Source organism: Actinomadura rubteroloni, assembly GCF_002911665.1.
Classification (GTDB): Bacteria; Actinomycetota; Actinomycetes; order Streptosporangiales; family Streptosporangiaceae; genus Spirillospora; species Spirillospora rubteroloni.
This window is the reverse complement of record NZ_MTBP01000001.1, coordinates 997,011-1,019,755: the sequence shown is the minus strand read 5'-3', so window position 1 is coordinate 1,019,755 and position 22,745 is coordinate 997,011. Positions and strand designations below refer to the sequence as shown.

Below are 22,745 nucleotides of genomic sequence, written 5' to 3'. Positions count from 1 at the left end.
TCAGTTCCGGGCGCGGAACGTCCGCAGGATCCCGTCGTACTCGCGCTGGCCCGGCGTCCACCGGTCGTCCGGCGCGGTGAAGACGAACTCGAAGCCCGGCATCCGGCTGTGCAGGCTGTGCAGCGCGTGCGGCAGCGGAGCGCCGCCGACGTGTCCGCGCCAGGTGAACTCCCAGGCCGCCGCCGCGCCGCCGAGCCCCGGGACGGCCGCCATGCGCAGCCGCCGGTAGCCGGGCAGCCCGCCCGCCGCGAGCGCCGCGCGCTCGGCCCGGCGCAGCCCCGCGAGGGCGTCGCCGCGCGCCGGGAGGATCCGCAGCGTCCGCGCGTGCGCCCGGTCCGTCCACTCGACCGTGTCGCCGGACGCGTGCCGGTCCCAGCCCGCCGGGACGTCGATGGTGTACCCGGCGTCCTCGTGGTAGGTGGCCGCGCGCACCGTCCCGCCCGAGCCGGTCTTCAGCGCCGCGTCGCCCTGCCCGACCGCGTCCCACCGCGCCGTCCACGCGCCGAGCACGACGGCCAGCACCGCGAACATCGCGACGGTCGCGAGCGCGCCGGTCCGGGGCCGCCGCGCCGACAGCGCCACGTGCAGCCGCTGCGGCCACGAGACGGGCGGGTCCAGCCGCGGCGGACGGGCCACGTCCGCGAGCAGCCGGTCGACGTCGCGCGCGGTGAGCCGGCCGCCGGGGTCCTGGCACATGAGCGCCGCGAGCACCGGGGTGAGCGCGCCCGCGCGGCGCGGCGGCGCGTGCTCGCCGAGCAGGACCGCGACCATCGTCGCGAGCGCGTGCGGCCGGGCGTACGGCGAGACGCCCTCGACGACCGTGTAGAGCGTGACGCCGAGCGACCACAGGTCCGCCGCCGCCCCGGCGTCCTCGCCGCGGATCCGCTCGGGGGCGAGGAAGGCGGGCGAGCCCTCGATGCCCGCGACGATCGTCTCGTCGGTGCTCGGGCCGCAGCGCGCGTCGGTCGCCAGGCCGAAGTCGGTGAGGTAGACGCGGCCGTCGTCGTCGACGAGGACGTTGCTCGGCTTCACGTCGCGGTGCAGGATGCCCGCCCCGTGCGCGGCGCGCAGCACCGACAGGACGGCCCGGCCGATCTTCGCCGCGCGGACGGGGTGCATCGGCCCCTCCGTCCGGACAATCTCGTGCAGCGACCGGGCGTGGACGAACTCCATGACGATCCACGGCCGTCCGTCCTCGACGACGACGTCGTGGATCGCGACCACGCCCGGATGGCGCAGCGCCGCCGTGGCGCGCGCCTCGCCGAGCAGCCGGCGGCACAGCAGCCGGCGTTCGCCCGCGGTGAGCCTGCCGGGCAGCCGCACTTCCTTGACGGCGACCTCGCGGTCCAGCATCTCGTCGTGCGCACGCCAGACCGTGCCCATGCCTCCGCGTCCGACCACGGAGAGCAGGCGATACCGCCGGGCGAGCGGTATCGACCCTTCATCCCCCATGAGCCTTATATGCACGACTTGGGGGCGGCGGATGTCCTGACCGGCGTAATCCTTTTTTGACGGTCTATCCGGCGAACACCGATCGCGCCCATTTGTAGTCGGACTTGCCCACGGCCGTGCGCTGCACCTCGTCCACCAGCACGATCTGGCGGGGCAGCTTGTAGCCGGCGAGCCGGCCGCGGCAGTGCTCGGTCAGCTCGTCCAGGGTCGGGCTCGTGCCGGGGCGGGGCGCGACGACCGCCGCGACGCGCTGCCCGAACCGCTCGTCGGGCAGGCCGACGACCACGGCGTCGTAGACGTCCGGGTGGTCCTTCAGCGCGACCTCGACCTCTTCGGGGTAGACCTTCTCGCCGCCGGTGTTGATCATCAGGGAGCCGCGGCCGAGGAGGGTGATGGTACCGTCCGCCTCCAGCGTGGCGAAGTCGCCCGGGATCGACCAGCGCTTGCCGGTGGCGTCCGTGAAGAACGTTGACGCCGTCTTGACCGGGTCGTTGTAGTAGCCGAGCGGGATGTGGCCGCTGCGGGCGAGCTTGCCGATCTCTCCCGGCTTGACGACGTTGAGGTCGTCATCCAGGACGGTCGTGTCCGGCTTCATCTGGAACCGGGCGGTTCCTTCCGCGCCGCCGACGGACGGTCCGGTCGTGCCCGTCTCGGACGCGCCGTAGTTGTCCAGGAACATCACGTTCGGCAGGTGGGCCTGCAGCGCGTCCTTCGCGGCGGTGGTGAGCGGGGCGCCGCCGGACGCGATCGCGAACAGCGACGACGTGTCGTACCCGCCCTTCGCCAGTTCCTTGGCGATCGGGCGCGCCATGACGTCGCCGACCACCATCAGGACGTTCGCCTGCTCCTCGGCCAGCAGGTCCAGCGCGACCTTCGGGTCGAACGCGTGCTCGGTGTAGAGGACGACCTTCGCGCCGCTGAGCAGGCCCATGAACGCGACCCACTGGCCCGCGCCGTGCATGACCGGCGCGCAGTCCAGGACGGCCATCGCGGGCTGCGCGGCGTTCGCGGCGATCGCCTCCGGGCTCCCGATCGGGTCGCCGAGGACGTTCCCGCCGCCGAGCGCGCCGAAGAAGATGTCCTCGCAGCGCCACTCGACGCCCTTGGGATAGCCGGTCGTGCCGCCGGTGTACATGATGTAGCGGTCGTCGCTGGACCGCTCGGGGAAGTCGTCGTCGGGGGAGGCCGCCGCGAGGGCCGCTTCGTACTCCACGGCGCCCTCGATGCCGGTCGTGTCGCCGTCCTCGACGGCCACGACGTGCCGCAGCTTCGGCAGGTCGTCCCGAATCTCCGCGACGCGGGCCAGGAGCGACCGCTCGCCGACGAGCGCCACCGCGTCGGAGTCGGACAGGACGTGGTGCAGTTCGGCCGCCACGTACCGGTAGTTCACCGGGATCGGGACGGCGCGGATCTTGAAGATCCCGAGCATCGCCTCCAGCCACTCGGCCCGGTTGTAGGACAGGATCGCGACGTGCTCGCCCGGCGCCACCCCGGCCTCGGCCAGATGGTGGCCGATGCGGCTCGCGCGCTCGTTCAGCTCGCGGTAGGTGCGGCGCTCCTTCCCGGCCACCAGTGCCGGACGCTCGGGACCCGCGTGGGCCAGGATCTCCAGAAGGTCGGCCAGGTTGTAACTGAACGCCATGCCAACGCCCTCGCGATCTGGGGTGGAGTACGAGATCTCCCGATTCATCCATACCGGTCGGTATGTATTCAATTACTCGTCCACCGCAACTTCGTGAGATGGGTCACAAGCCGATTACCCCAGGTGAACCGTCGGGATACTCGGGAAGTCCTCGACGCTTACACCGGTCTTATCCACGAGACGCCATGCTGTGCGGTAACAATTCGGCATCAGACGGGGGTAGCGGTGAGCGCAGGCGCGATGGCGTGGACGCCTCCGACATGGGAGGAGATCGTCCGCGAGCACTCCACACGGGTGTTCCGGCTGGCGTACCGCCTGACCGGTGACCGGCACGACGCCGAGGACCTGACCCAGGACGTCTTCATCCGGGTCTTCCGCTCGCTCGCGTCCTACTCGCCGGGCACCTTCGAGGGCTGGCTGCACCGGATCACGACCAACCTCTTCCTCGACCGCGCCCGCCGCCGGCAGCGGATCCGCTTCGACGCGCTCGCCGAGGACGCCGACGACCGGCTGCGCGGCCGCGAACCGTCCCCCGCCCAGGTCTACGACGAGACCCACCTGGACGCCGACATCGAACGCGCCCTCGGCTCCCTCGCCCCCGAATACCGCGCCGCGGTCGTCCTCTGCGACATCGAGGGCCTCTCCTACGAAGAGATCGCGGCGACGCTGGGCGTGAAGATGGGCACCGTCCGCTCCCGCATCCACCGAGGCCGCGCCCACCTGCGCGAGGCCCTGGAACACCGCCGCCCCAAAGAACCAGCCTCCCTGCCCTGACACCTGGCAAGAACCCGCCACTCATGGCCCACGCGCCGCCCGCCTGATCTGGCCAGTGGTGACGCGGCTGCGAGCGATCCATCCGCCGCGCGCGGCCCATCGGCCCGCACGTGCGACGTCTGCGCTGCGCGTGAAGCGCCCCGCCCAGGTCGTTGCAACGGCGGCGCACGTCCTGTCTCGGGCGCGTGAGTGGTACACACGTGCGGCCGTCGGCCCGCACATGCGGCGTCCGCGCTGCGCGTGAAGCGCCCGTCCACGTCGTAGCGACGGCGGCGCACGTCCTGTCTCGGGCGGGTGAGTGGTACACACGTGCGGCCGTCGGCCCGCACATACGGCGTCCGCGCTGCGCATGAAGCGCCGTAGCAACGGCGGCGAGCGTCCTATCTCGGGCGTGTGGGTGGTACACGTGCGGGACGGCCTGGGCGGTCCGCACCGGGCGAGCTGCGCACGTCAGCCAGGCAGATCGGTACCGCCGCTGAATCCGCGTTCGGGCATGATCACGCCGTCGCCGTCGCCGTCGCCGTCGCCGTCGCCGTGCGGGGCGGTCGCGGTGCCGCCGTGCGCGTGGATCGGCGCCCGTTCATTCGGGCGCGCGTCGGCTGTCCAGTGGGGCGGTACCGGCCTCACCGGACAGATCGCGCGCGACGCGGGCGCGGTGGGAGGGGCGGGACGGCCGTCGGCGCGCGCCGTCGAGCGGGAGCTTCGGCGCGGCCGTCGACCGGGTGCCTCAGTTCGCCTCCTCGGCGGGCCAGCTCATACGGATCTGCACGCCCTTCGGGGACGTGCTGATCTCCACGTCGTCGGCCAGGCCCTCGATGACGGCGAGACCGAGGTCCACGGTCCCGTTCGCCAGCGCGAACGCCAGGTCCTCCGGTGTGCCGACCGAGGTGAGGTCGCCCGAGGACGGGTCGGAGCCGTTGCGACGGCCCGGCCCGGAGATGTCCTCGCCGGGCACGGCGTCGGTTACGGTCACCTCGAACCGGCCGTTCTCGCCCTTGAGCTCCAGGTGCACGGGTTCGTCCGGGCAGTTGCGGCGGTGCGCCTCCACCGCGCGGGAGCATGCTTCGCCCACCGCTAGCCGGACCTCGTCCAGCAGGGCCTCCTCGACGCCACTGCGGCGGGCCACCGCGGTGACGATCAGACGGGCCGTGCGGACATGGACCGGCAGCGCACTGAATGAGAGTTCGACGATCGCCATCTCAGCGGGAGCCGCCTACTTGGCGCCCTTGCGCTTCTCCTCGGCTTCGGCGATCGAGGTGTGAATGCCGAAGACCTTGGTGAGCCCCGTGATCCGGAAGATCTTGAGGATGCGCTCCTGGGTGCAGACGAGTTCCAGCGAACCGTCGTGGGCACGGACGCGCTTGAGCCCGCCGACGAGCACGCCGAGTCCGGTCGAGTCGAGGAACTCGACCTTCTCCATGTCCACCAGCAGGTGGAACTTGCCCTTGTTCACCAGGTCGATCAGCTTCTCGCGAAGCTTCGGCGCCGTGTAGACGTCGATCTCGCCCTCCACCGTGATGACGGTCAGGCCATCGTCGGTGGTGTAGTCGTTCACCTTCAGGTCCACAGATCCTCCAGCGCCGTACAGCACATTCGATTCCGCTCATACCGCGGCGGGCGGCCCGGCGAACGGAACTTCGCCCGAGATTCAACCACGCTCCGGCGTCCTGGACGCACGTTATCGCCCAGACAGGCGAAACTTCGCGCCATCCCGTCTGACCTGGCGATCTGCCGGTCATGGCAGGGGGGTGAGGCCGTCGGCGCCGAGGCGTTCCCCTGGTTTTGCCCATGCTGGCACACTGAAAACCTGATGGGCGTCCAAAGATCTTCTTCTCCCCTCGACCGGCTTCTGGCCGATCCGTCCCGCCGTGCCCGGGTCACCCATGTCGAGCACGTTCCCGCACGTCCGGGGCGTTCTGCGGCGTGGCCCGACTGGGCTCCTGAGGTCCTCGTCGGACGGCTCGCCGCCGCCGGCATCGAGGCTCCGTGGAAGCATCAGGTCACCGCCGCCGAGCACGCGCGCGCGGGCCGCTCCGTGATTCTCGCCACCGGGACCGCTTCGGGAAAGTCGCTCGGCTACCTCCTACCCGCCGTCGCCGCGATCTATGACGAGGAGGTCCGCGCCGAGGGGACCGTCCTCTACCTCGCGCCGACCAAGGCGCTCGCCGCCGACCAGGTGCGCGCGCTGCGGGCGCTGCGGCTGACGCGGTTGCGCGCCGCCGCCTACGACGGCGACACGCCGCGCGACGAGCGGACATGGGTGCGCCAGAACGCCAACTACGTCCTGACGAATCCCGACATGCTGCATCGGTCGCTGCTGCCGGGGCATGCCCGCTGGGCCAGCTTTCTCCGTCGGCTGCGCTATGTGGTCGTGGACGAGGCGCACGGCTACCGCGGCGTGTTCGGCTCGCACGTCGCGCAGATCCTGCGGCGGCTCCGGCGCGTCTGCGCGCGGTACGGGGCCGAGCCGACGTTCGTCCTGGCGTCCGCGACGACGTCCGAGCCCGCCGCCGCCGCGTCCCGGCTCACCGGCCTGCCCGTCGTCGCGGTGGACGACGACGCGTCGCCGCGCGGCCCCGCCACCTTCGCGCTCTGGGAACCGCCGCTCACCGAGCTGCGCGGCGAACGGGGCGCGCCCGTCCGCCGGACGGCGACCGCCGAGGCCGCCGCGCTGCTCGCCGACCTCGTCGTGGAGGACGTGCAGACGCTCGCGTTCGTCCGGTCCCGGCGCGGCGCCGAATCGGTCGCGCTCGGGGCGAAGCGGGCGCTCGCCGAGGTCGCGCCGGAGCTGGCCGCGCAGGTCGCCGCCTACCGCGCGGGCTATCTGCCGGAAGAGCGGCGGGCGCTCGAAGAGTCCTTGCGCTCCCGGACGCTCGTCGGGCTGGCCAGCACGAACGCGCTCGAACTCGGGGTGGACGTGTCCGGGCTCGACGCCGTCCTCGTCTGCGGCTGGCCCGGCACGCGCGCGTCGCTGTGGCAGCAGGCGGGCCGCGCCGGACGCGCCGGACAGGGCGCGCTCACCGTCCTCGTCGCCCGGGACGACCCGCTCGACACGTTCCTCGTCCACCATCCGCGCGCGATCTTCGGCACGCCCGTCGAGGCGACCGTGCTCGATCCGGACAATCCGTACGTCCTGGAGCCGCACCTGTGCGCCGCCGCGGCCGAGCTGCCGCTCACCTCCGCCGACACCGAGCTGTTCGGGCCCACCGCCGCCGCGCTGCTGCCCGACCTCGTCCGGCGCGGGCTGCTGCGGCACCGGCCGACCGGCTGGTACTGGACGCGCCGCGAGCGCGCCACCGACCTCGCCGACATCCGGGGCGCGGGCGGCGAACCGATCCAGGTCGTCGAGGCCGGGACGGGGCGGCTGCTCGGGACCGTGGACGAGGCGTCCGCGCACACCACCGTCCACGAAGGGGCCGTGTACCTGCACCAGGGCGAGTCGTTCGTCGTCCAGGCCCTGGACCTGGACGACGCGGTCGCCCTGGTCGAGCCCGCCGAGCCCGACTACTCGACCACGGCGCGGGACGTCACCGACATCCGGATCGTCGAGCCGCTGCGCAGCGCGTCCTGGGGGGCGGCCACGCTGAACTTCGGGACGGTCGAGGTGACGCGCCAGGTCGTCGCGTACCAGATGCGCCGGGTGCAGACCGGCGAGATGGTGGGCGAGAAGCCGCTGGACCTGCCGCCGCGCACGCTGCGGACGCGCGCCGTCTGGTGGACGCTCGCGCAGTCCCACGTCGAGGCGCTCGGCGACCTGGACGTGGCCGGCTCCGCGCACGCCGCCGAACACGCGTCGATCGGCCTGCTGCCCCTGTTCGCCACCTGCGACCGGTGGGACATCGGCGGCGTCTCCACGGCCCTCCATCCCGACACGGGCCTGCTCACGGTCTTCGTCTACGACGGCCACGAGGGTGGCGCGGGGTTCGCCGAGCGCGGCTATGAGGACGCCGCCGAATGGCTCCACGCGACCCGCGATGCGATCGCGTCCTGCGAGTGCGTGTCGGGGTGCCCGTCCTGCATCCAGTCACCGAAGTGCGGCAACGGCAACGAACCCCTGGACAAGACCGGCGCCTTGGACCTCTTGGCCGAACTCCTACGCCACGCCCCCAGCCCGAACTGACCCCGCAGCCACCGAACCGGCCAACGTCCGCCGTCCCCGCAGGCTCGGCCGGGCAGCGCTCGAACTCGCTCCGGCACGCGCACCCGGAACGCGATCAGACGGCAGGCGCGAGAGGTCAGCCCAACGGCGGCGCGACACGCTGCGCGGGGACGGCCGGAGCCGCACCGCCACCGTTCTGCCGCGCCTTGGCCAGCTCCCGCTGGAGCTGCCGCTTCTCGATCTCCATCGTGGACAGTACTTCTTCATGCTCGTCGCGCAGATCGCGCAATTCGCGCCGCAGGTCGAGCGAACGCCGCATACCGGACACGGCAACGCTCACCCCCAGCACGAACACGATGGCGACCACGGCACCGGCCAAGAAGACCTGCCACTCATTGTCGACACCCGGGATGGTCTTCCCAAAGGCCGACAGCGTCGCCGGATCAGAGTTGGCCATGACGACGGCGACACCGGTCGCGACAGCGACCACCACGAGCACGAGCCCCAAAAAGATCATGCGGAGCGTCTCCTCTCCGTTACCGGGACAAACCGGGAGAACTCTCTGCCGGTTGGGGAGCCTAGCCCCCATCCCCGCACAGCGCCATCACTTCATGATCAGAACTCCGCCAGAACGAAGAACTCGTCCACCAACACCGCCCTGACCAGCCATTTCACTCACGAAAGCACCCCGTAACCACCCGCATCCATCCCGCAAGCGCACCCCGAACCCACCTAGATCCCTGCACCACCACATCACCGACCGAAAGCGCGCACACGCAGCAGCACCGCCGCGTCCAACACTTCCGCGACCCCCACCGAGTGAGAAGGCCGCGCACCCGGACCACCCCGACACAAAAGAGCATCTAAGCGCCCGCAAGGCCCAGCAAGAGCAAATCAAGCAGGCCTGGCACGAGACGGCTGAATCCCATCGGCAATCCGCATACCGGAGCCACTGGCCGCGCTTAACGAGTCGACCTGAAGCAGGCGACCGCAGATCGTTGCAGATCCGCATGCCGCTTCATTGCGGATCCGCATGCCGCCACATGCCACACTCCCCGGCTCGACCTCAGCCGAGATCAGCGCAGCGCACTAGCCGAGGTCGGCGCAGCTCATTACCGACCCACGCCGGGGCCGCGTCCCGCCGTGCCGAGTGGAGCCGGGCGGGCGGTTACAGCTCGTTCCGGGACTTGCGGTCGTCGGAACCGGGAACGCCGACCGGGGTGCGGGACGAACGCGTGCCGCGACCGCCCTTCCGCTTGCCGAGCTTTGCGGGACGGCGACGGACGGGCTTGGCGGTCGGCTTGGCCGCCGCGAAGATCGAGGACTCGTTCGGCTGCTGCGGAGTCGCCACGACGGGAGCGGGCGGCGCCGAAAGCTCAGACGGCTCAGAAGGCGCGGACGGCTCGGGCTTCTCCGGCGGCGCATCGAACCGGGGCATCTCCATGTCGCCCTCGGGCTTGCGGAACATGCCAGTCGGGGCGGGCTCGGCGGCGTCGGCGGGCTTGGCGTCCGCCGCGCCCTTCGGCGTGCCGAGCGTGAGCACCGCGGTGCGCGCCAGCGTCTCCGCCTCGGAGATACTCTCCCGCGACTTGCTCACACGCCGGCGGCCGGTTCCGCTGCGCGCCGTCCGCGCCGCCATGCCCTTGCTGCTGACACCGGCCTGCGCGACGCGGAGCCGCCGTGTCCACATCCCGAGGTGCGCGGCGATCACCAGCAGGACGAGCGCGATCCCGACGTTCCTGCTCCATTCGAGCGGCCCCATCGGCATAGCGTTGTCGGCGGTCGGCGTGCTCTGCCCGGCGACCTGCGGCGCGGGATAGGCGTATCCGGGCGTCGCGCCGTCCGGCTGGACGGACGGCAGCGTGACCGGCGACTGCCCGTTGAGGTTCGTCAGCGGCGTCTGGGGGGCGTTGCCGGCCGTCGGCAGCGGCGGCGTGGTGCCGGCCGTCGGCAGCGGAGCCGTCCCGCCGCCGCCTCCGCCGGTCCCGCCCTTGATCGTGACGCTCGTGGACGCGGCGGCCGACGAGACCGTCCCGCCCAGGCCGTTGGGCCGCTTGGCGAGGACGCTCACCTTCACCGTGCCGGCCGACCCGACGGCGAACGTCGCCGAGCACGCCGTCCCCGAGCAGAACTTGCTCACGCCCCCGGGCTGCGACCCGACGCCCGACGCGTTGACCGTGTAGCCGCTGAGGTCGCTCTCACCGCCGCGCGCCCAGCTCACCTTGAGCTTGCCGCCCGACGCCGCCGCCGACAGTCCGCTCGGCCGCGCCGGCGGGACCCGGACGGTGAACGTGCTGGTCGAAGCCGTGCGCCCGGCCCGGCGCACCGTCAACGTGTACTTGCCGTTGCGCGCGATGGCGACGTTCCCGGAAAGGCTGGCGGGGCCGATGAACGCCATACCGCGATCGACCAGGAGGTCGGAGCCGCCCGGCGTCGTGACGTGCAGTTCCCCCGACACGGGGACGATCGAGCCGTCGAACGTCGCCTTGGCCGTCACCGAACCGCCGCTGCGGACGACGGCGCCGTTCGCCGGGGCCGTGACGCCGGTGGAGGCCGAGGCGGGCGCGGCGCCGACGAAGACCGGGATGCCCATCGCGAGGGGTGCAACGAGCATCACCGCACCGATCCTGCGAATCGCGGTCACGACCTCAGTCCCTTCGTCGGATGGCCTGCCGGCTGACGCTCGGGCGTCGCACGGCGGGGTCGGGGGCGGAGCGCGGCCGGGGTCACCGCGTGCGTCGACTGCCCTGGGAATACCGCAGCGTAACCCACCGTCAGGCCATTGACGTCACGGAACGATGACAAAGACGCAGCTAACACCCCTCAACTTCGCATCTATTGACAGAAAGTGCAACGGGCAGTGCTCAGGGTACGCGGTCGCTCCGGACGGGACCAGCCCGCGACCGCACCACGATCCGCCGCTCCCCCAGCCCCAGCGGCATCCGCACGTTCGCGGCCACCGCGACGTCCACGATCCCGCCGTGGGCGACGCACGAGACCAGCCGCCCACCCGAGGCCGCCGCCACGTCCCGCGCCTTGCGGCACATTCGACCGTCCCCGCCCAACTGCCCCGCCCCAGCCAAGGCGGCGAAGTCCGCCGCCGCCTCCGCCCGCGCCCGGGCACCCCGGACGCCGCCGACGGCAATGGCGGCCACCCCCACGGCCCAGACGACCCCCATGAAGGCCACGACCCACACCGTCCCCGACCCCCGATCACTCCGTCGCCGCACCCTTCACTCCTCCCTTTCACCCAGATCCCCGTCCTCCCACCCAGCTCTCCGTGCTCCCACCCAGCTCTCCGTGCTCCCACCCAGCTCTCCGTGCTCCGAACGGCGAGCAGGTTGCCGTCCCCCCAAGAACCCGGTGTGGTCTCACCGCGCGCCCTTGTGATCACCGGTCTTCCCAGCGCGAACGGCGTGCTTTCTTCCTGCCGCCCGCCCGCCCGCCCGGCGGCGGTCGGCGCCGGTCAGCGGCGGTCAGCGGCGGTCGACCCAGGCCCCGCGTTCGAGGAACCCGGGCCGACCGTCCACCGAGAGCCGTGTCCCGTCCTTCAAGGGGAGAGGTCGGTTGCCGGGACGGAGTCGGCTCCTGGTTCGGTGGCGGCCACCGCGCGCGCCGTCACGGTCAGCGCCGGAAGGCCCGCCGCGACCGGAGGCGGCACCGGCACGGCCACCTCCACCCGCGACGCCTCGCCGTCACGGCGCACGGTCACCCTCGCCCCCCGCGGCACGGCGCGCTCCACGAGCGACCGCACCGCGGAGAGCGACTCGCCGCGCGCGGCGGCCCGCGCGCCGCTGCGGGCGGCATCGGAGCAGGCGAGCCGGACGGACGCCACCGTCTCGCCCCACAGCACGATCGCCGCCACCAGGACCAGCGCGGGGAGCGCCATCGCGATCTCGGCCGTCGCCATGCCCGCGTCACGACGGCGCCTCATTCCCCGAGCCGGAGCGCCTGCTGCACGACCCCCAGCAAGGCGGTCTTCACCGCGTCCATCGTGACGACCTTGTAGAGGATCCCGGCGAAGGCCGCCGCCGCGACCGTCCCGATCGCGTACTCGGCCGTGGACATGCCGAGGTCCCGCGCGCGGCTCCGGCACCGTTCCCACCTGCGCATGAGTTCTCCCTCCGTCGGAGGCGCACGGCTCGGCGCCCGGACTTCAGCCTGCTCACGGCCGCAGTCGGGAGAAAGTCGAACTCGGTTCTGTGGATAAGGGGGCACGAAAAAACGGGGCGGAACGCGGACGAACAACCGCGTTCCGCCCCGTCCTAGAGCGTTCAGTCCTCGGGCTTGGCCTCGGGAAGCTTGGACGAGATCAGGTCCATGACGGTGCTGTCGGCGAGCGTCGACACGTCGCCGACGCTCCGGTTCTCCGCCACGTCGCGCAGCAGCCGCCGCATGATCTTGCCCGAGCGGGTCTTGGGCAGTTCGGGAACGATCATGATCTGCCGCGGCTTGGCGATCGGCCCGAGCTTGCGGGAGACGTGCTCGCGCAACTCCTTCAGGAACGCCTCGCCCTCGACCTCCTCGCCCGCCGCGCCGCGCGGGATGACGAACGCGACGATCGCCTGCCCCGTCACCGGGTCGGTGGAGCCGACGACGGCCGCCTCGGCCACCTTCGGGTGCGACACCAGCGCGGACTCCACCTCGGTGGTCGAAATGTTGTGCCCGGATACGAGCATGACGTCGTCCACGCGGCCGAGGAGCCACAGGTCGCCGTCCTCGTCCTTCTTGGCCCCGTCCCCGGCGAAGTACATGCCGTCGAACCGGGACCAGTACGTCTTGATGTACCGCTCGTCGTCGCCCCAAATAGTGCGCAGCATCGACGGCCACGGCTCCTTGAGCACGAGGAACCCACCGCCGCCGTTCGGTACCGACTCGCCGCGGTCGTCCACGACGTCGGCGACGATGCCCGGCAGCGGACGCATCGCCGCCCCCGGCTTGCCCTCCGTCACTCCGGGCAGCGGGCTGATCATGATCGCGCCCGTCTCGGTCTGCCACCACGTGTCCACCACCGGCGTACGGTTCGCGCCGATGTGCTCGCGGTACCAGACGTACGCCTCCGGGTTGATCGGCTCGCCCACGGAGCCGAGGACCCGCAGCGACGACAGGTCGTACCCCGCCGGGATGTCGTCGCCCCACTTCATGAACGTGCGGATGGCAGTCGGCGCCGTATAGAACAGCGTCACCTTGTACTTGGCGATGACGTCCCACCAGCGGCCCCGGTGCGGGGTGTCGGGGGTGCCCTCGTACATGACGCTGGTGGCACCGTTGGCCAGCGGACCGTAGACGATGTAAGAGTGCCCGGTCACCCAGCCGATGTCGGCCGAGCACCAGTACACGTCCTTCTCGGGCTTGAGGTCGAGCACCGCCCAGTGGGTGTACGCCGTCTGCGTGAGGTAGCCGCCGGACGTGTGCAGGATCCCCTTGGGCTTCCCGGTCGTCCCGGACGTGTACAGGATGAACAGGGGGTGCTCGGCGTCCATGGGCTCGGGCGTGTGCTGGTCGGACTGGCGTTCGACCACGTCCTCCCACCACACGTCGCGCTCGGTCTCGGCGACGTCCTCACCGGTGCGCCGGACCACCAGGACGTGCTCGACGCTCGGTGCGTCCGCGACCGCCTCGTCGACGGTCGGCTTCAGCGCGGACGGCTTGCCGCGCCGGTACCCGCCGTCCGCGGTGATGACCACGCGGGCCTGCGCGTCGTCGATCCGGGTGCGCAGCGCGTCCGCGGAGAACCCGCCGAACACCACCGAGTGGGTCGCGCCGATCCGCGCGCACGCCAGCATTGAGATCGGCAGTTCGGGGATCATCGGGAGGTAGATCGCGACCCGGTCGCCCTTGCGGACGCCCAGTTCCAGCAGCGCGTTGGCGGCCTTGCTCACCTCCCGGCGGAGGTCGGCGTACGTAAGGGTGCGCGTGTCACCGGGCTCACCCTCCCAGTGGTAGGCGACCTTCGCGCCCAGGCCCGCCTCCACGTGGCGGTCCACGCAGTTGTAGGCGACGTTCAGTTCACCGCCGACGAACCATCGGGCGAACGGCGGGTTCGTCCAGTCCAGGACCTGGTCCCACCGTTTGGACCACGCCAGGCGGTCGGCCTGACGCTCCCAGAAACCCAGCCGGTCGTTCGCGGCCTCCTCGTAGGCGGCCGCGGTCACGTTCGCGGACTCGGCGAGCTCGGCCGGCGGGGGAAAGCGCCGCGTCTCCCGCAGGAGGTTCGACAGTGTTTTCTGGCTCTCGCTCACACGTACTCCTTGCTGACGAGGGTGGAGTTCCCGGCCGACCCACTCCAACAGGAGTTCGCGCGCAGTACAAGGCAACGCCCCTGTGGCGGGCCGGGGGCGCCGGTGGCTCCTGACTCCGAACGGATGCTATGTGATGCCCGCCACACTCGTCCGGCCTGTTGCTCTCTCCGCGACGCGTATCCGAACCGCCCGAAGTCCGATCGGCGACACGAACCGCATAGGGTCGGCACCGTGACCGATGCCCTCGCCTCCGTTGCCGATCTTCCCGGTGTGGCCGACGCCGTCGCCGACGCGCGCAAGGCCGTCGACCGTCTCCTCGGCCATCGCATCCTCCGGCGCCGCAGCGCCGAGGTATCGACCGAGTCGGCACTGAGGGGTGCGCGTGCGTCCGCCGTGCTGGAGGGCGCGTCCGTCACGTTGGACGAGCTGCGTACGACCGAGAACCCGTCCGACCCCATCGTGCAGGGCTCACTGCGGGTGTCCGCCGAACTCGGGACGCTCGCCGAGACGTGGCGGCAGGCACCCCGTCAGGTCCTCGCGAGGCTGCACGTGCTCGCCGCAGCGGACGCGGTGGACGCCGACGCGCTCGGCCGTCCGCGCGCCGAGGGCAAGCCGTCCACGGACCCGGCCGGGCTCGGCGACCCGCCGCCGCCCGCGGTGGTCGCGGCCCGGCTCGACCAGCTCAGCGGGCTGCTGACGGCGCCGACGAAGGCTCCGGCGCTGGTCGTCGCGGCGATCGTCCACGGCGAGCTGGCGACGCTGCGGCCCTTCGGCTGGGGCGACGGGATCATCGCCCGCGCCGCGCAGCGGCTCACGCTCGTCGCGCGCGGCTTCGACCCGAAGTCGCTCACCGCGCCCGAGACGGGCCATGCCGAGCTGTCGGGCGCCTACGGTGAAGCACTGCGCGGTTATGCCGCGGGTGGCCAGGACGGGGTCGCGGCGTGGGTCGCGCACTGCGCGGCCGCGACGGCCGCCGCCGCGCGCGACTCGCAGGCCATCTGCGAAGCGTTCATGCGCGGCTGACGGTTCTGTCACCGGTACCGCGTACGGTCGTCGCGTGGCCGAACGACGCAACGGGACGCCTGCCGCGCCCACCGAGACGACCGTTCGCTCCGCCGACTGGGACTCGCGTGATCTGAGCGGCGAGGAGCACACGCGCGTGCTCTTCTCGGACGTCGACATGACCGAGGCCACCGGCGACGGGGCCGTCTTCACCGAGTGCGTGTTCCGGAACGTCCGGTTCAACGTGTCCGCGCACACGGACGCGGCGTTCGTCAACTGCACGTTCGTACGCTGCTCCTTCTTCGACGCGACGTTCACCGGGTGCAAGGTCGTCGGGTCGATGTTCGACGACTGCTCGCACGACCTCATGAAGGTCCGCGGCGGCGACTGGTCGTTCGTCGGGCTCCCGGGGGCCGACCTGCGGCGGGCGGACTTCGCGGACGTCCGGCTGCGCGAGGCCGACCTGACCGGCGCGCGGCTGGCCGGTGCGACGCTGGTGCGCTGCGACCTGTCGGGGGCGTGGGCGCACCGGGCGGACCTGTCGCGGTGCGATCTGCGGGGCTCGGTGCTGCCGGCGATGGATCCGGCGACCGTCGAGCTGCGGGGCGCGGTCATCGACCCGGTGCAGGCGGTGGCGCTCGCGGTCGCGCTGGGTCTCGACGTCCGGGACTGAGCGGGGCGTCCAGCGGGTTGACCGGACGCTGGTCAAGGCTTTCCCCGCTGGTCGGGACGGGCGGGCGGCGGCCGACGTCCCCGTCGGGCATCCCGGATGAGCTGGGCGAATTCCCAGCGAATTGACTAGCGAAACGCCTGGTTCGTGCCTGGTCGTGCCGAAGTGGGAGTCCGTTTAGCGATCACAGTCGGTGATCGTTTGTTTTTCCCGGCGCGGACGGTAACGATCAATAGGTCTCGTGGTTGATTTGTCCGAGGTGCCCGAGATTCCCGATCACGGAGGGCAGCCGATCCCGCCGATCGAGAAGAAAAGTCACCCCAGGGGCGACATTGTGGCTCGACGGAAGTCGTAACAGTCGGGCAGCATATGTTGTATCTGCCTACACTGTAGGCGCGGCGACTTTGCGTCTCCTGTAGGTCCTACTGGCGTGCGCCCGTAGTGATCTACGTCCCTAAGACTTTCCTGAGAAACGGTCCGGTTCTACCCCCCCGGAGCCGGACCGCACGGCGACCCCCGCTCTCCCCCCCGGCGGGGGTCGCCCATTTTGGGACCGGGTGGACGGTTCGTCAGCGGGCCGTCCACCCGGTTATCCACAGGTTGGGGACGGGCTTTCGCCCGCGCCCCCCGCCGCCTGATGCTGGAGCCCTCCGAACCTCCTGGAGGGATCATGAACAGCACCGCGCTGATCGCGACCGCCGACGGCCCGCTCCGCGACGACCTGCTCCGTCTCGCCGCCGCGGCGGGCGCCTCGGCCGAGGTCGTCCGGCAGTCCGCGGCGGCCCGGCTCGGGTGGCGGCGCCCCGGGCTCGTCCTCGTCGGGGACGACCTCGCCGACGACCTGGCGGGCGTCCCGCACCGGAGCGACGTCGTCCTCGTCGCCCGCGCCGCCGACCCCGACGTGTACCGCCGCGCCGTCGACGTCGGCGCGCAGAAGGTCGCCGTCCTGCCCGCCGACGAGCCCGTGGTGGTCGACGCCCTCGCCGCCAGCGCCGAACCCGCCGGCGCGGAGGGTGTGATGGTCTGCGTCTGCGGGGCGCGGGGCGGCGCCGGGACGACCGTCCTCGCCGCCGCGCTCGCCATGACCGCCGCCCGCGACGGGACGCCGACCCTGCTCGTCGACGCCGATCCGCTGGGCGGCGGGCTCGACCAGATGCTCGGCGTGGAGGAGGACGACGGCGTCCGCTGGGCCGGGCTCACCGAGCGGCGGGGACGGCTGAGCGCGGCGCTGCTGCGCGAGTCGCTGCCGAAGGTCGGCGAGCTGTCCGTGCTCACCGGCGATCCGGGCGGTGCCGTGCCGGAGGCGGCGGCGTCCGCCGTGCTGGACGCCGCCCTGCGCGGCTACGAACTGACCGTGGTGGACGTTCCGCGCCGTCCGGACCTGCTCGGCCTGGCGGCGTTGCGCGCCGCGGCGGTCACGTTCCTGCTCGTGCCCGCCGAGGTCCGGCCGACGATGGCGGCCGCGCGGTGGGCGCCCGCGCTGGCCGAGCTGACGACGGACCTGCGGCTCGTCGTCGGGCTGCCGTCGCCCGCCGGGCTCACGCCGGACATCGTGGCGGAGTGCGTGGCGCTGCCCGCCGCCGGGGTCCTGGAGCGCGACCAGCGGCTCGCGGTTCTGGTGGAGGACGGCGATCTGGAGCGGGGGCTGCGGCGCGGTCCGATGCGGGCGCTCTGCGACTACCTGTTGTCCGAGGTGCCGATTTCGGTGCCGTCCGTCCAGCGGAAGGCCGCCTGACCTTACCCGGCACTTCTCTGCCCGGCGGCCGGACGGCCAAGGAGACGGCGTACCAAGACGCAACCTCATCGGCGAGAGGCCGTGCACGGGCTGCCCGCCATGACGGCCATGCGGTTGACAGGTGAGCTGTCAGCGCAATGGGCGTTGGTGATCACGAACCTGCGCACGAGATGGCACGGCCTGCGAGCACGAAAGCCCTACTCGAACGCGCAGACACACAGACCAGGCATTCATTGCCGAATGCACCGAACGCAATCAAGAACGTCCAGACAGGCCCCCGGGCGGACGAAGGGGCCAGGCGCGAGCGTGCGGGTCGAAACGAGGGAGATGTCGTGAGGAGATTGTCGGAGGCCGTCCGGGGGCGGCTCGCGGACACCGGGGACGAGCCGACGGCGGGACGCGTCGCGGCCGCCGTGCGCGCCGAGGACCGGCTGCTCGGGGACAGCGAGGTGCTCGCCCTCACCGATACGTTGCACGCCGACTTCGTCGGGGCCGGACCGCTCGAACCGTTGCTGCGGCGGCCCGGCGTGACGGACGTCCTCGTCAACGGGCCGAACGAGGTGTGGATCGACGCGGGCAACGGCCTCACCCGGACGGGCGTGCGCTTCCCGGACGAAGCGAGCGTCCGTCGGCTCGCGCAGCGGCTCACCGCCACGGCCGGCCGCCGCCTGGACGACGCGGCGCCCTGCGCGGACGCGCGGCTGCCCGGCGGCGTTCGGCTCCACGCCGTCCTGCCTCCGGTCGCGGCGGGCGGCACGTGCCTGTCGCTGCGGCTTCCGCGCCGCCACGCGTTCACGCTGGACGAGTTGGCCGCGGCCGGGACCGTCCCGCCGGAGGGCGCGGCCCTGCTCGCCGCGCTGATCGACGCGCGGGTCGCCTTCTTGATCACCGGCGGCACGGGCACCGGCAAGACGACGCTGCTGAGCTGCCTCCTCGGGCGCGTCGATCCGGGCGAACGGATGGTGCTCGTCGAGGACTCCGCCGAGCTGAGCCCCGACCATCCGCACGTCGTGCGCTTGGAGGCACGGCCACCGAATATCGAAGGCGCGGGCGGCGTCACCCTGCGCGATCTCGTCCGCCAAGCGCTGCGGATGCGTCCGGATCGTCTGGTGGTGGGCGAGGTGCGCGGTGTCGAGGTCTCGGACCTGCTCAACGCCTTGAACACGGGCCACGAGGGTGGCTGCGGCACGTTGCACGCGAACGCCGCCGCCGACGTGCCCGCACGGCTGGAAGCGCTGGCGTGCGCGGCGGGGCTCAGCCGCGAGGCGGTGCACAGCCAGCTCGCCGCCGCACTCGACGTGATCGTCCACCTGGTCCGGGGGCCGGACGGCGGAGCACGCCGCGTCGCCGAGATCTGTCTGCTCGACCGCGCACCCGACGGCCTGGTCGGCGTGCTCCCGACGGTCTCCTTCACGGCGTCCGGAGCGGTGATCGCGGGCGACGGCGCCCAAGCACTGGCCACCCGTCTCGACCACCGCTGGACACCCGGGAGAGAGCCGTCATGACTCCCGTCCACTCGCAAAGACCGCACACCGACCCCGGCATCCGGGAGGCCGTTGCGATCTCGGCCCGTCGGCGAATCGTCAGGGCCGTACCGGGGCGAGAAGCCGAGATCCCACGGACGGTCGGGGGTGGTCACCGCACGGTTCCACGCCCGGAGGGTCCACGAACTCAGCTTCGGATCGAAGCGGGCTTCGCCGTCGGCGGTCTTCGGCATGGGGATGCGGGCTGTCCGTTGTTCAGCGCTGCCACCGATGGACGAACACGAACCATCAACCGTGACGTCGCTCGCCCAGGTCTGCGGCGACGCGCGTACCTAACGGCCCGTGGGGGTCGCGTCCAGCGACGGACGATCCATCGTCCGGAACGGGGGGGCGTCCGGACGGGCAGACCGTCCGGCTCGTCCATCGACGCAACTTGAAGGAGCAAACCGTGATCGTGCTGGTGATGATCTGCATGGCGGCAGCAGCCTGGACGTTGTTGGGGCCTCGACCGGCCGTCCTGCGGCTCGCACGGACCTTGGGTCACGAGCCGGGTTTCGGCGAGTTCGCCGAGGCCGCGCGGGCGCGGGTCGCCGCCGTTCGTGACCGTCGCCGCGAACCCGAACGGTGGCGCGCCGCCGTCATCGAACTGTGCGACGCGATGGCCGCCGAACTCACGGTCGGGCGGACCCCCGGCGACGCGTACGCCGCAGCCGTCGCCGGACTCGACCCGTGCGTCGCCCGGCGGTTGCCGACGTCCGGCTCCGACCCGCCCTTCGCTCGACTGGAACGCGTCGCGGCGTCGCCCGGCGCGGAGGGGCTGCGGCTCCTGGCGGCGTGCTGGCGGATCGGTGCGGAGCGCGGCGGAACGCTCGGCTCAGTCCTCGACGGGCTCGCGAAGGCGCTGCGGGACGAGCTGGCGCAACGGCGGGAGGTCGCCACCCAGTTGGCGGGGCCGCGCGCCACCGCGCGTTTGCTCGCGGCTCTGCCGCTGCTCGGCCTGGCCATGGCAGCCGGAATGGGCGCCGACCCGCTCGGCTTCCTCTTCGGTTCGCTCCCAGGCGGAGCGTGCCTGGTCCTCGGTGTGTCCCTCGATGCGGCGGGCCTGTGGTGGACACGGCGGCTCGCGCGAGGGGCGGAGGAAGTCCGATGAAATCCGCCCAGAGACGGTCTCGGGCCGTTGATCTGGTGGGCCGGAATCGAGTGCGGAGGTGAGGACGTGATCGCCACAGGGATCGCCGTGGCGTGCTTCGCCGTGTGCGGGTACTTGCTGCCGCGCGGTGTCGGGGCCGCTGAGCGGTGTGTTCGGCGAGCGACTCGACGGGTGGAGGTCGCGCGTCCGGTGGACGAGCGCCGTGAGCGAGCGTTGCGGCGTGGGGCCGTTGTGCTCGGCGGGGTGACCGTCGCGCTGGTCGTGGGCGGTGTGACGGGCTTGTTCGCCGGGCTCGGTGTCGCATTCGCCGTGGCGCGGATGTTCCGGCGGCTCGGCTCGGCCGATGAACGGCGACGGCGGGCGCGGCTCGTCGCGGATCTGCCGATCGCCGTCGATCTGCTGGCCGCCTGCCTGCGCGGCGGGACGTCCTGGGAGGAGGCCGTGCGCGCCGTCGCCACCGCCCTGCCCGGCCCGCTCGGCGACGAGCTCGACGGCGTGGCGGCACGTATCCGGCTCGGCGCCGATCCGGTGGACGCGTGGGGCGCGCTGGCGGCGGATCCCGTGCTCGCGCCGCTGGCGAGAACCGTCGCACGGGCGGCCGGGAGCGGCGCGACGCTGGCGCCGTCTTTGACCCGGCTGGCCCGTGACCGCCGCGCCGAGGCGCATGTGGAGGCGGTGAAGCGGGCGCGCGCCGCCGGGGTCCATGTGCTCGCGCCGCTCGGCGCCTGCTTCCTCCCGGCCTTCGTACTCCTGGGGATCGTTCCGTCGATCGCCGGCTTGGCCTCGTCCCTCGGCGTCCCGTGGTGACCCGTGGAGCCCGTGACGTCCTGCCGAAGCCCGTCGTGAACAGCGGAACCCGTGGCGCGCCGCAGAGCCCGTCGTGAGGCGCGGTCATCGTGAACAGCGGAGCCCGTGGCGACCTGCCGAAGCCTGTCGGGAACAGCGGAGCCGGTGGCGAGCCTCGGAGCCCATCGTGAGGCGCGGAGCCCATCGTGAGGCGTGGAAGCGCGGAGCACGGCGTGAAGCGCGGAGCTCGGGCTGAGGCGCGGAGCCTGGCGTGAGGCGTGAAAGTCCGTCGCGAGCTGCGAGAGGAGGTGAGGAATGTGAGGTTTCGGGGCGTTGAGGGTACGGTGATGACAGGTGTGCCGGGAAGTCTGGTCGGCGTCGGCGTGAGCCTGTGGGCCCGCCGGGGTCCCTTGTCGTCCGATCCGTGGGAGACCCATGTCGGCACGCCGATTCATCGGCCTCCGCTACCGACGCAACGTCGCCGAGGCGCTGCGCACCGAGACGGTCGGCGGGATCGTCATGCTGGTCGCGGCGCTCGCGGCGCTGGTGCTGGTCAACACGCCGCTGTCGACGGCGTACGAGCATCTCCGCTCGGCGGAGTTCGGCCCGGACGCGCTCGGCCTCGCCCATATGACGCTGGAGCACTGGGCGTCGGACGCCCTTCTCGCCCTGTTCTTCTTCATCGCCGGCCTGGAACTGCGGGAGGAGCTGACGCACGGCGAGCTGCGCAACCCCAGGGACGCGGCGCTGCCGGTCTTCGCGGCGGTGGCGGGCGTCGCGCTCCCGGCGCTGATCTATCTGTTGGTGACGGCCGGGACGAGCGGCGCGTCACGCGGCTGGGCGATCCCGACCGCGACCGACATCGCGTTCGCGCTGGCCGTCCTGGCGGTGGCGTTCCCCGGCGCGCCGTCCGCCCTGCGCGCGTTCCTGCTGACGCTCGCGGTCGTGGACGACCTCATCGCCATCACGATCATCGCCGTCTTCTATACCGAGCGGCTGCGTCCGGGACCGCTGCTGCTGGGCGTCGTATGCCTCGTCGCGTACGCGGTCCTCCAGACCAGAGGGGTCCGGTCGCCGCTGGTGTACGCGCCGCTCGCGGTACTGGCCTGGTATTTCGTCCTGCGCAGCGGCGTTCATGCCACCGTCGCGGGCGTCGCGCTCGGGATGCTGACGTCGTGCCGCGAGACCCCGGACGAACGTCCCACCAACGCCGAACGCGCCGACCACATTCTCCGGCCGCTGTCGGCGGGGGTCTGCGTGCCCGTGTTCGCGTTCTTGTCCGCCGGTGTGACGCTCGATGCGCCCGCGCTGCGCGCGGTCTTCGAGGACCGTGTGGCCCTGGGGGTGATCGCGGCGCTCGTGATCGGTAAGTTCGTGGGCGTCCTCGGCGGCGCGTGGGCGGCGGTACGGCTGCGCCTCGCGACGTTCGGGGAGGATCTGCACTGGGGCGATCTCGCGGGAGTCGCCGTTCTCGCGGGCGTCGGGTTCACCGTCTCCCTGCTGATCGGCGGCCTGGCGTACGGGGACGCGGCACGGTTCACGCACGTGACGACGTCCGTCCTGATCGCGAGTCTCATCGCCTCGGTGACGGCCGCCGTCGTCTTCCGGCTGCGGGCACGTCGGCGGGCGGGTCCCGCGCCGGACGGTCCCGTCGCCTGAACCCGTGTCGCCGGTGGCCGGACGACGCGCCCGGCTGACAGGCTGGGAGC

The 22,745-nt window shown here is 72.2% G+C and carries 19 protein-coding genes; 9 read left to right on the top strand and 10 right to left on the bottom strand.

Annotated features, from left to right (window positions below):
* Window positions 1-1,452 (bottom strand): serine/threonine-protein kinase, encoded by a 1,452-nt coding sequence (locus BTM25_RS04455; protein ID WP_103561460.1) that lies wholly within the window; start codon window positions 1,450-1,452, stop codon window positions 1-3.
* Window positions 1,453-1,516: 64 nt separating this feature from the next.
* The gene (locus BTM25_RS04450; protein WP_103561459.1) at window positions 1,517-3,094 is read right to left on the bottom strand and encodes an acyl-CoA synthetase; all 1,578 of its coding nucleotides are present in this window, start codon (window positions 3,092-3,094) and stop codon (window positions 1,517-1,519) included.
* A 240-nt stretch (window positions 3,095-3,334) separates the two neighbouring features.
* Here BTM25_RS04450 and sigE point away from each other — a divergent pair, with 240 nt between their 5' ends.
* A complete protein-coding gene (gene sigE, locus BTM25_RS04445) occupies window positions 3,335-3,868 on the top strand; it encodes an RNA polymerase sigma factor SigE (RefSeq protein WP_103561458.1) in 534 nt (177 codons plus the stop codon).
* A gap of 727 nt (window positions 3,869-4,595) precedes the next feature.
* Here sigE and BTM25_RS04440 read toward each other — a convergent pair.
* Together BTM25_RS04440 and BTM25_RS04435 are read right to left on the bottom strand one after the other, a co-directional pair.
* Complete coding sequence (locus BTM25_RS04440) at window positions 4,596-5,066, bottom strand: ATP-binding protein (RefSeq protein ID WP_103561457.1); 471 nt, start codon at window positions 5,064-5,066, stop codon at window positions 4,596-4,598.
* 15 nt (window positions 5,067-5,081) lie between these two features.
* On the bottom strand, window positions 5,082-5,435 hold the full coding sequence (locus BTM25_RS04435) for an STAS domain-containing protein (RefSeq protein ID WP_103561456.1): 354 nt from the start codon (window positions 5,433-5,435) through the stop codon (window positions 5,082-5,084).
* Between the two features lie 243 nt (window positions 5,436-5,678).
* On the opposite strand from BTM25_RS04435, the gene BTM25_RS04430 reads away from it, so the two are divergent.
* Window positions 5,679-7,988: a DEAD/DEAH box helicase gene (locus BTM25_RS04430; RefSeq protein WP_103561455.1), complete on the top strand. Its 2,310-nt coding sequence runs from the start codon at window positions 5,679-5,681 to the stop codon at window positions 7,986-7,988.
* Between the two features lie 115 nt (window positions 7,989-8,103).
* On the opposite strand, the gene BTM25_RS04425 is transcribed toward BTM25_RS04430, so the two are convergent.
* From BTM25_RS04425 to acs, 6 genes are all read right to left on the bottom strand, one after another.
* Window positions 8,104-8,484 (bottom strand): hypothetical protein, encoded by a 381-nt coding sequence (locus BTM25_RS04425; protein WP_103561454.1) that lies wholly within the window; start codon window positions 8,482-8,484, stop codon window positions 8,104-8,106.
* Window positions 8,485-9,135: 651 nt separating this feature from the next.
* Complete coding sequence (locus BTM25_RS04420) at window positions 9,136-10,581, bottom strand: hypothetical protein (RefSeq protein ID WP_146058958.1); 1,446 nt, start codon at window positions 10,579-10,581, stop codon at window positions 9,136-9,138.
* Window positions 10,582-10,831: 250 nt separating this feature from the next.
* Window positions 10,832-11,197, bottom strand: coding sequence for an Rv3654c family TadE-like protein (locus BTM25_RS04415; RefSeq protein ID WP_146058957.1), 366 nt, complete (start codon window positions 11,195-11,197; stop codon window positions 10,832-10,834).
* Between the two features lie 320 nt (window positions 11,198-11,517).
* The gene (locus BTM25_RS04410) at window positions 11,518-11,901 is read right to left on the bottom strand and encodes a TadE family type IV pilus minor pilin (protein WP_205647959.1); all 384 of its coding nucleotides are present in this window, start codon (window positions 11,899-11,901) and stop codon (window positions 11,518-11,520) included.
* Window positions 11,898-12,080 (bottom strand): DUF4244 domain-containing protein, encoded by a 183-nt coding sequence (locus tag BTM25_RS04405; protein WP_103561450.1) that lies wholly within the window; start codon window positions 12,078-12,080, stop codon window positions 11,898-11,900. The genes BTM25_RS04410 and BTM25_RS04405 overlap by 4 nt, the downstream gene beginning before the upstream one ends.
* 161 nt (window positions 12,081-12,241) lie before the next feature.
* Window positions 12,242-14,209 (bottom strand): acetate--CoA ligase, encoded by a 1,968-nt coding sequence (acs, locus tag BTM25_RS04400; protein ID WP_103561449.1) that lies wholly within the window; start codon window positions 14,207-14,209, stop codon window positions 12,242-12,244.
* A 231-nt stretch (window positions 14,210-14,440) separates the two neighbouring features.
* Between acs and BTM25_RS04395 the strand changes: the two genes are divergently transcribed.
* The 7 genes from BTM25_RS04395 (at window position 14,441) to nhaA (ending at window position 22,695) form a co-directional block, all read left to right on the top strand.
* Window positions 14,441-15,232, top strand: a complete 792-nt coding sequence (locus BTM25_RS04395) for a Fic family protein (RefSeq protein WP_103561448.1) — start codon at window positions 14,441-14,443, stop codon at window positions 15,230-15,232.
* Window positions 15,233-15,266: 34 nt separating this feature from the next.
* On the top strand, window positions 15,267-15,884 hold the full coding sequence (locus BTM25_RS04390) for a pentapeptide repeat-containing protein (protein WP_103561447.1): 618 nt from the start codon (window positions 15,267-15,269) through the stop codon (window positions 15,882-15,884).
* Between the two features lie 667 nt (window positions 15,885-16,551).
* Entirely contained in the window at window positions 16,552-17,616 is a 1,065-nt protein-coding gene (gene ssd, locus BTM25_RS04385) for a septum site-determining protein Ssd (protein ID WP_103561446.1), read from the top strand.
* Window positions 17,617-17,948: 332 nt separating this feature from the next.
* Window positions 17,949-19,121, top strand: a complete 1,173-nt coding sequence (locus tag BTM25_RS04380) for a TadA family conjugal transfer-associated ATPase (protein ID WP_205647958.1) — start codon at window positions 17,949-17,951, stop codon at window positions 19,119-19,121.
* A 427-nt stretch (window positions 19,122-19,548) separates the two neighbouring features.
* Window positions 19,549-20,250, top strand: coding sequence for a type II secretion system F family protein (locus BTM25_RS04375; protein WP_235828224.1), 702 nt, complete (start codon window positions 19,549-19,551; stop codon window positions 20,248-20,250).
* A 243-nt stretch (window positions 20,251-20,493) separates the two neighbouring features.
* Window positions 20,494-21,057 carry a type II secretion system F family protein gene (locus tag BTM25_RS04370; RefSeq protein WP_235828222.1) on the top strand — a complete coding sequence of 188 codons (564 nt, stop codon included), beginning with the start codon at window positions 20,494-20,496 and terminating at the stop codon, window positions 21,055-21,057.
* A 414-nt stretch (window positions 21,058-21,471) separates the two neighbouring features.
* Window positions 21,472-22,695: a Na+/H+ antiporter NhaA gene (gene nhaA / locus BTM25_RS04365; RefSeq protein ID WP_103561443.1), complete on the top strand. Its 1,224-nt coding sequence runs from the start codon at window positions 21,472-21,474 to the stop codon at window positions 22,693-22,695.
* Window positions 22,696-22,745: the final 50 nt, after the last annotated feature.

Bases quoted from the DNA above. Each gene is read 5' to 3' on its own strand.
- BTM25_RS04440 (WP_103561457.1), bottom strand. From the start codon at position 5,066: ATGGCGATCGTCGAACTCTCATTCAGTGCGCTGCCGGTCCATGTCCGC.
- sigE (WP_103561458.1), top strand. From the start codon at position 3,335: ATGGCGTGGACGCCTCCGACATGGGAGGAGATCGTCCGCGAGCACTCC.
- BTM25_RS04430 (WP_103561455.1), top strand. From the start codon at position 5,679: ATGGGCGTCCAAAGATCTTCTTCTCCCCTCGACCGGCTTCTGGCCGAT.
- BTM25_RS04425 (WP_103561454.1), bottom strand. From the start codon at position 8,484: ATGATCTTTTTGGGGCTCGTGCTCGTGGTGGTCGCTGTCGCGACCGGT.
- BTM25_RS04455 (WP_103561460.1), bottom strand. From the start codon at position 1,452: ATGGGGGATGAAGGGTCGATACCGCTCGCCCGGCGGTATCGCCTGCTC.
- BTM25_RS04450 (WP_103561459.1), bottom strand. From the start codon at position 3,094: ATGGCGTTCAGTTACAACCTGGCCGACCTTCTGGAGATCCTGGCCCAC.
- BTM25_RS04405 (WP_103561450.1), bottom strand. From the start codon at position 12,080: ATGCGCAGGTGGGAACGGTGCCGGAGCCGCGCGCGGGACCTCGGCATG.
- nhaA (WP_103561443.1), top strand. From the start codon at position 21,472: ATGTCGGCACGCCGATTCATCGGCCTCCGCTACCGACGCAACGTCGCC.
- ssd (WP_103561446.1), top strand. From the start codon at position 16,552: ATGAACAGCACCGCGCTGATCGCGACCGCCGACGGCCCGCTCCGCGAC.
- BTM25_RS04410 (WP_205647959.1), bottom strand. From the start codon at position 11,901: ATGAGGCGCCGTCGTGACGCGGGCATGGCGACGGCCGAGATCGCGATG.
- BTM25_RS04420 (WP_146058958.1), bottom strand. From the start codon at position 10,581: ATGCTCGTTGCACCCCTCGCGATGGGCATCCCGGTCTTCGTCGGCGCC.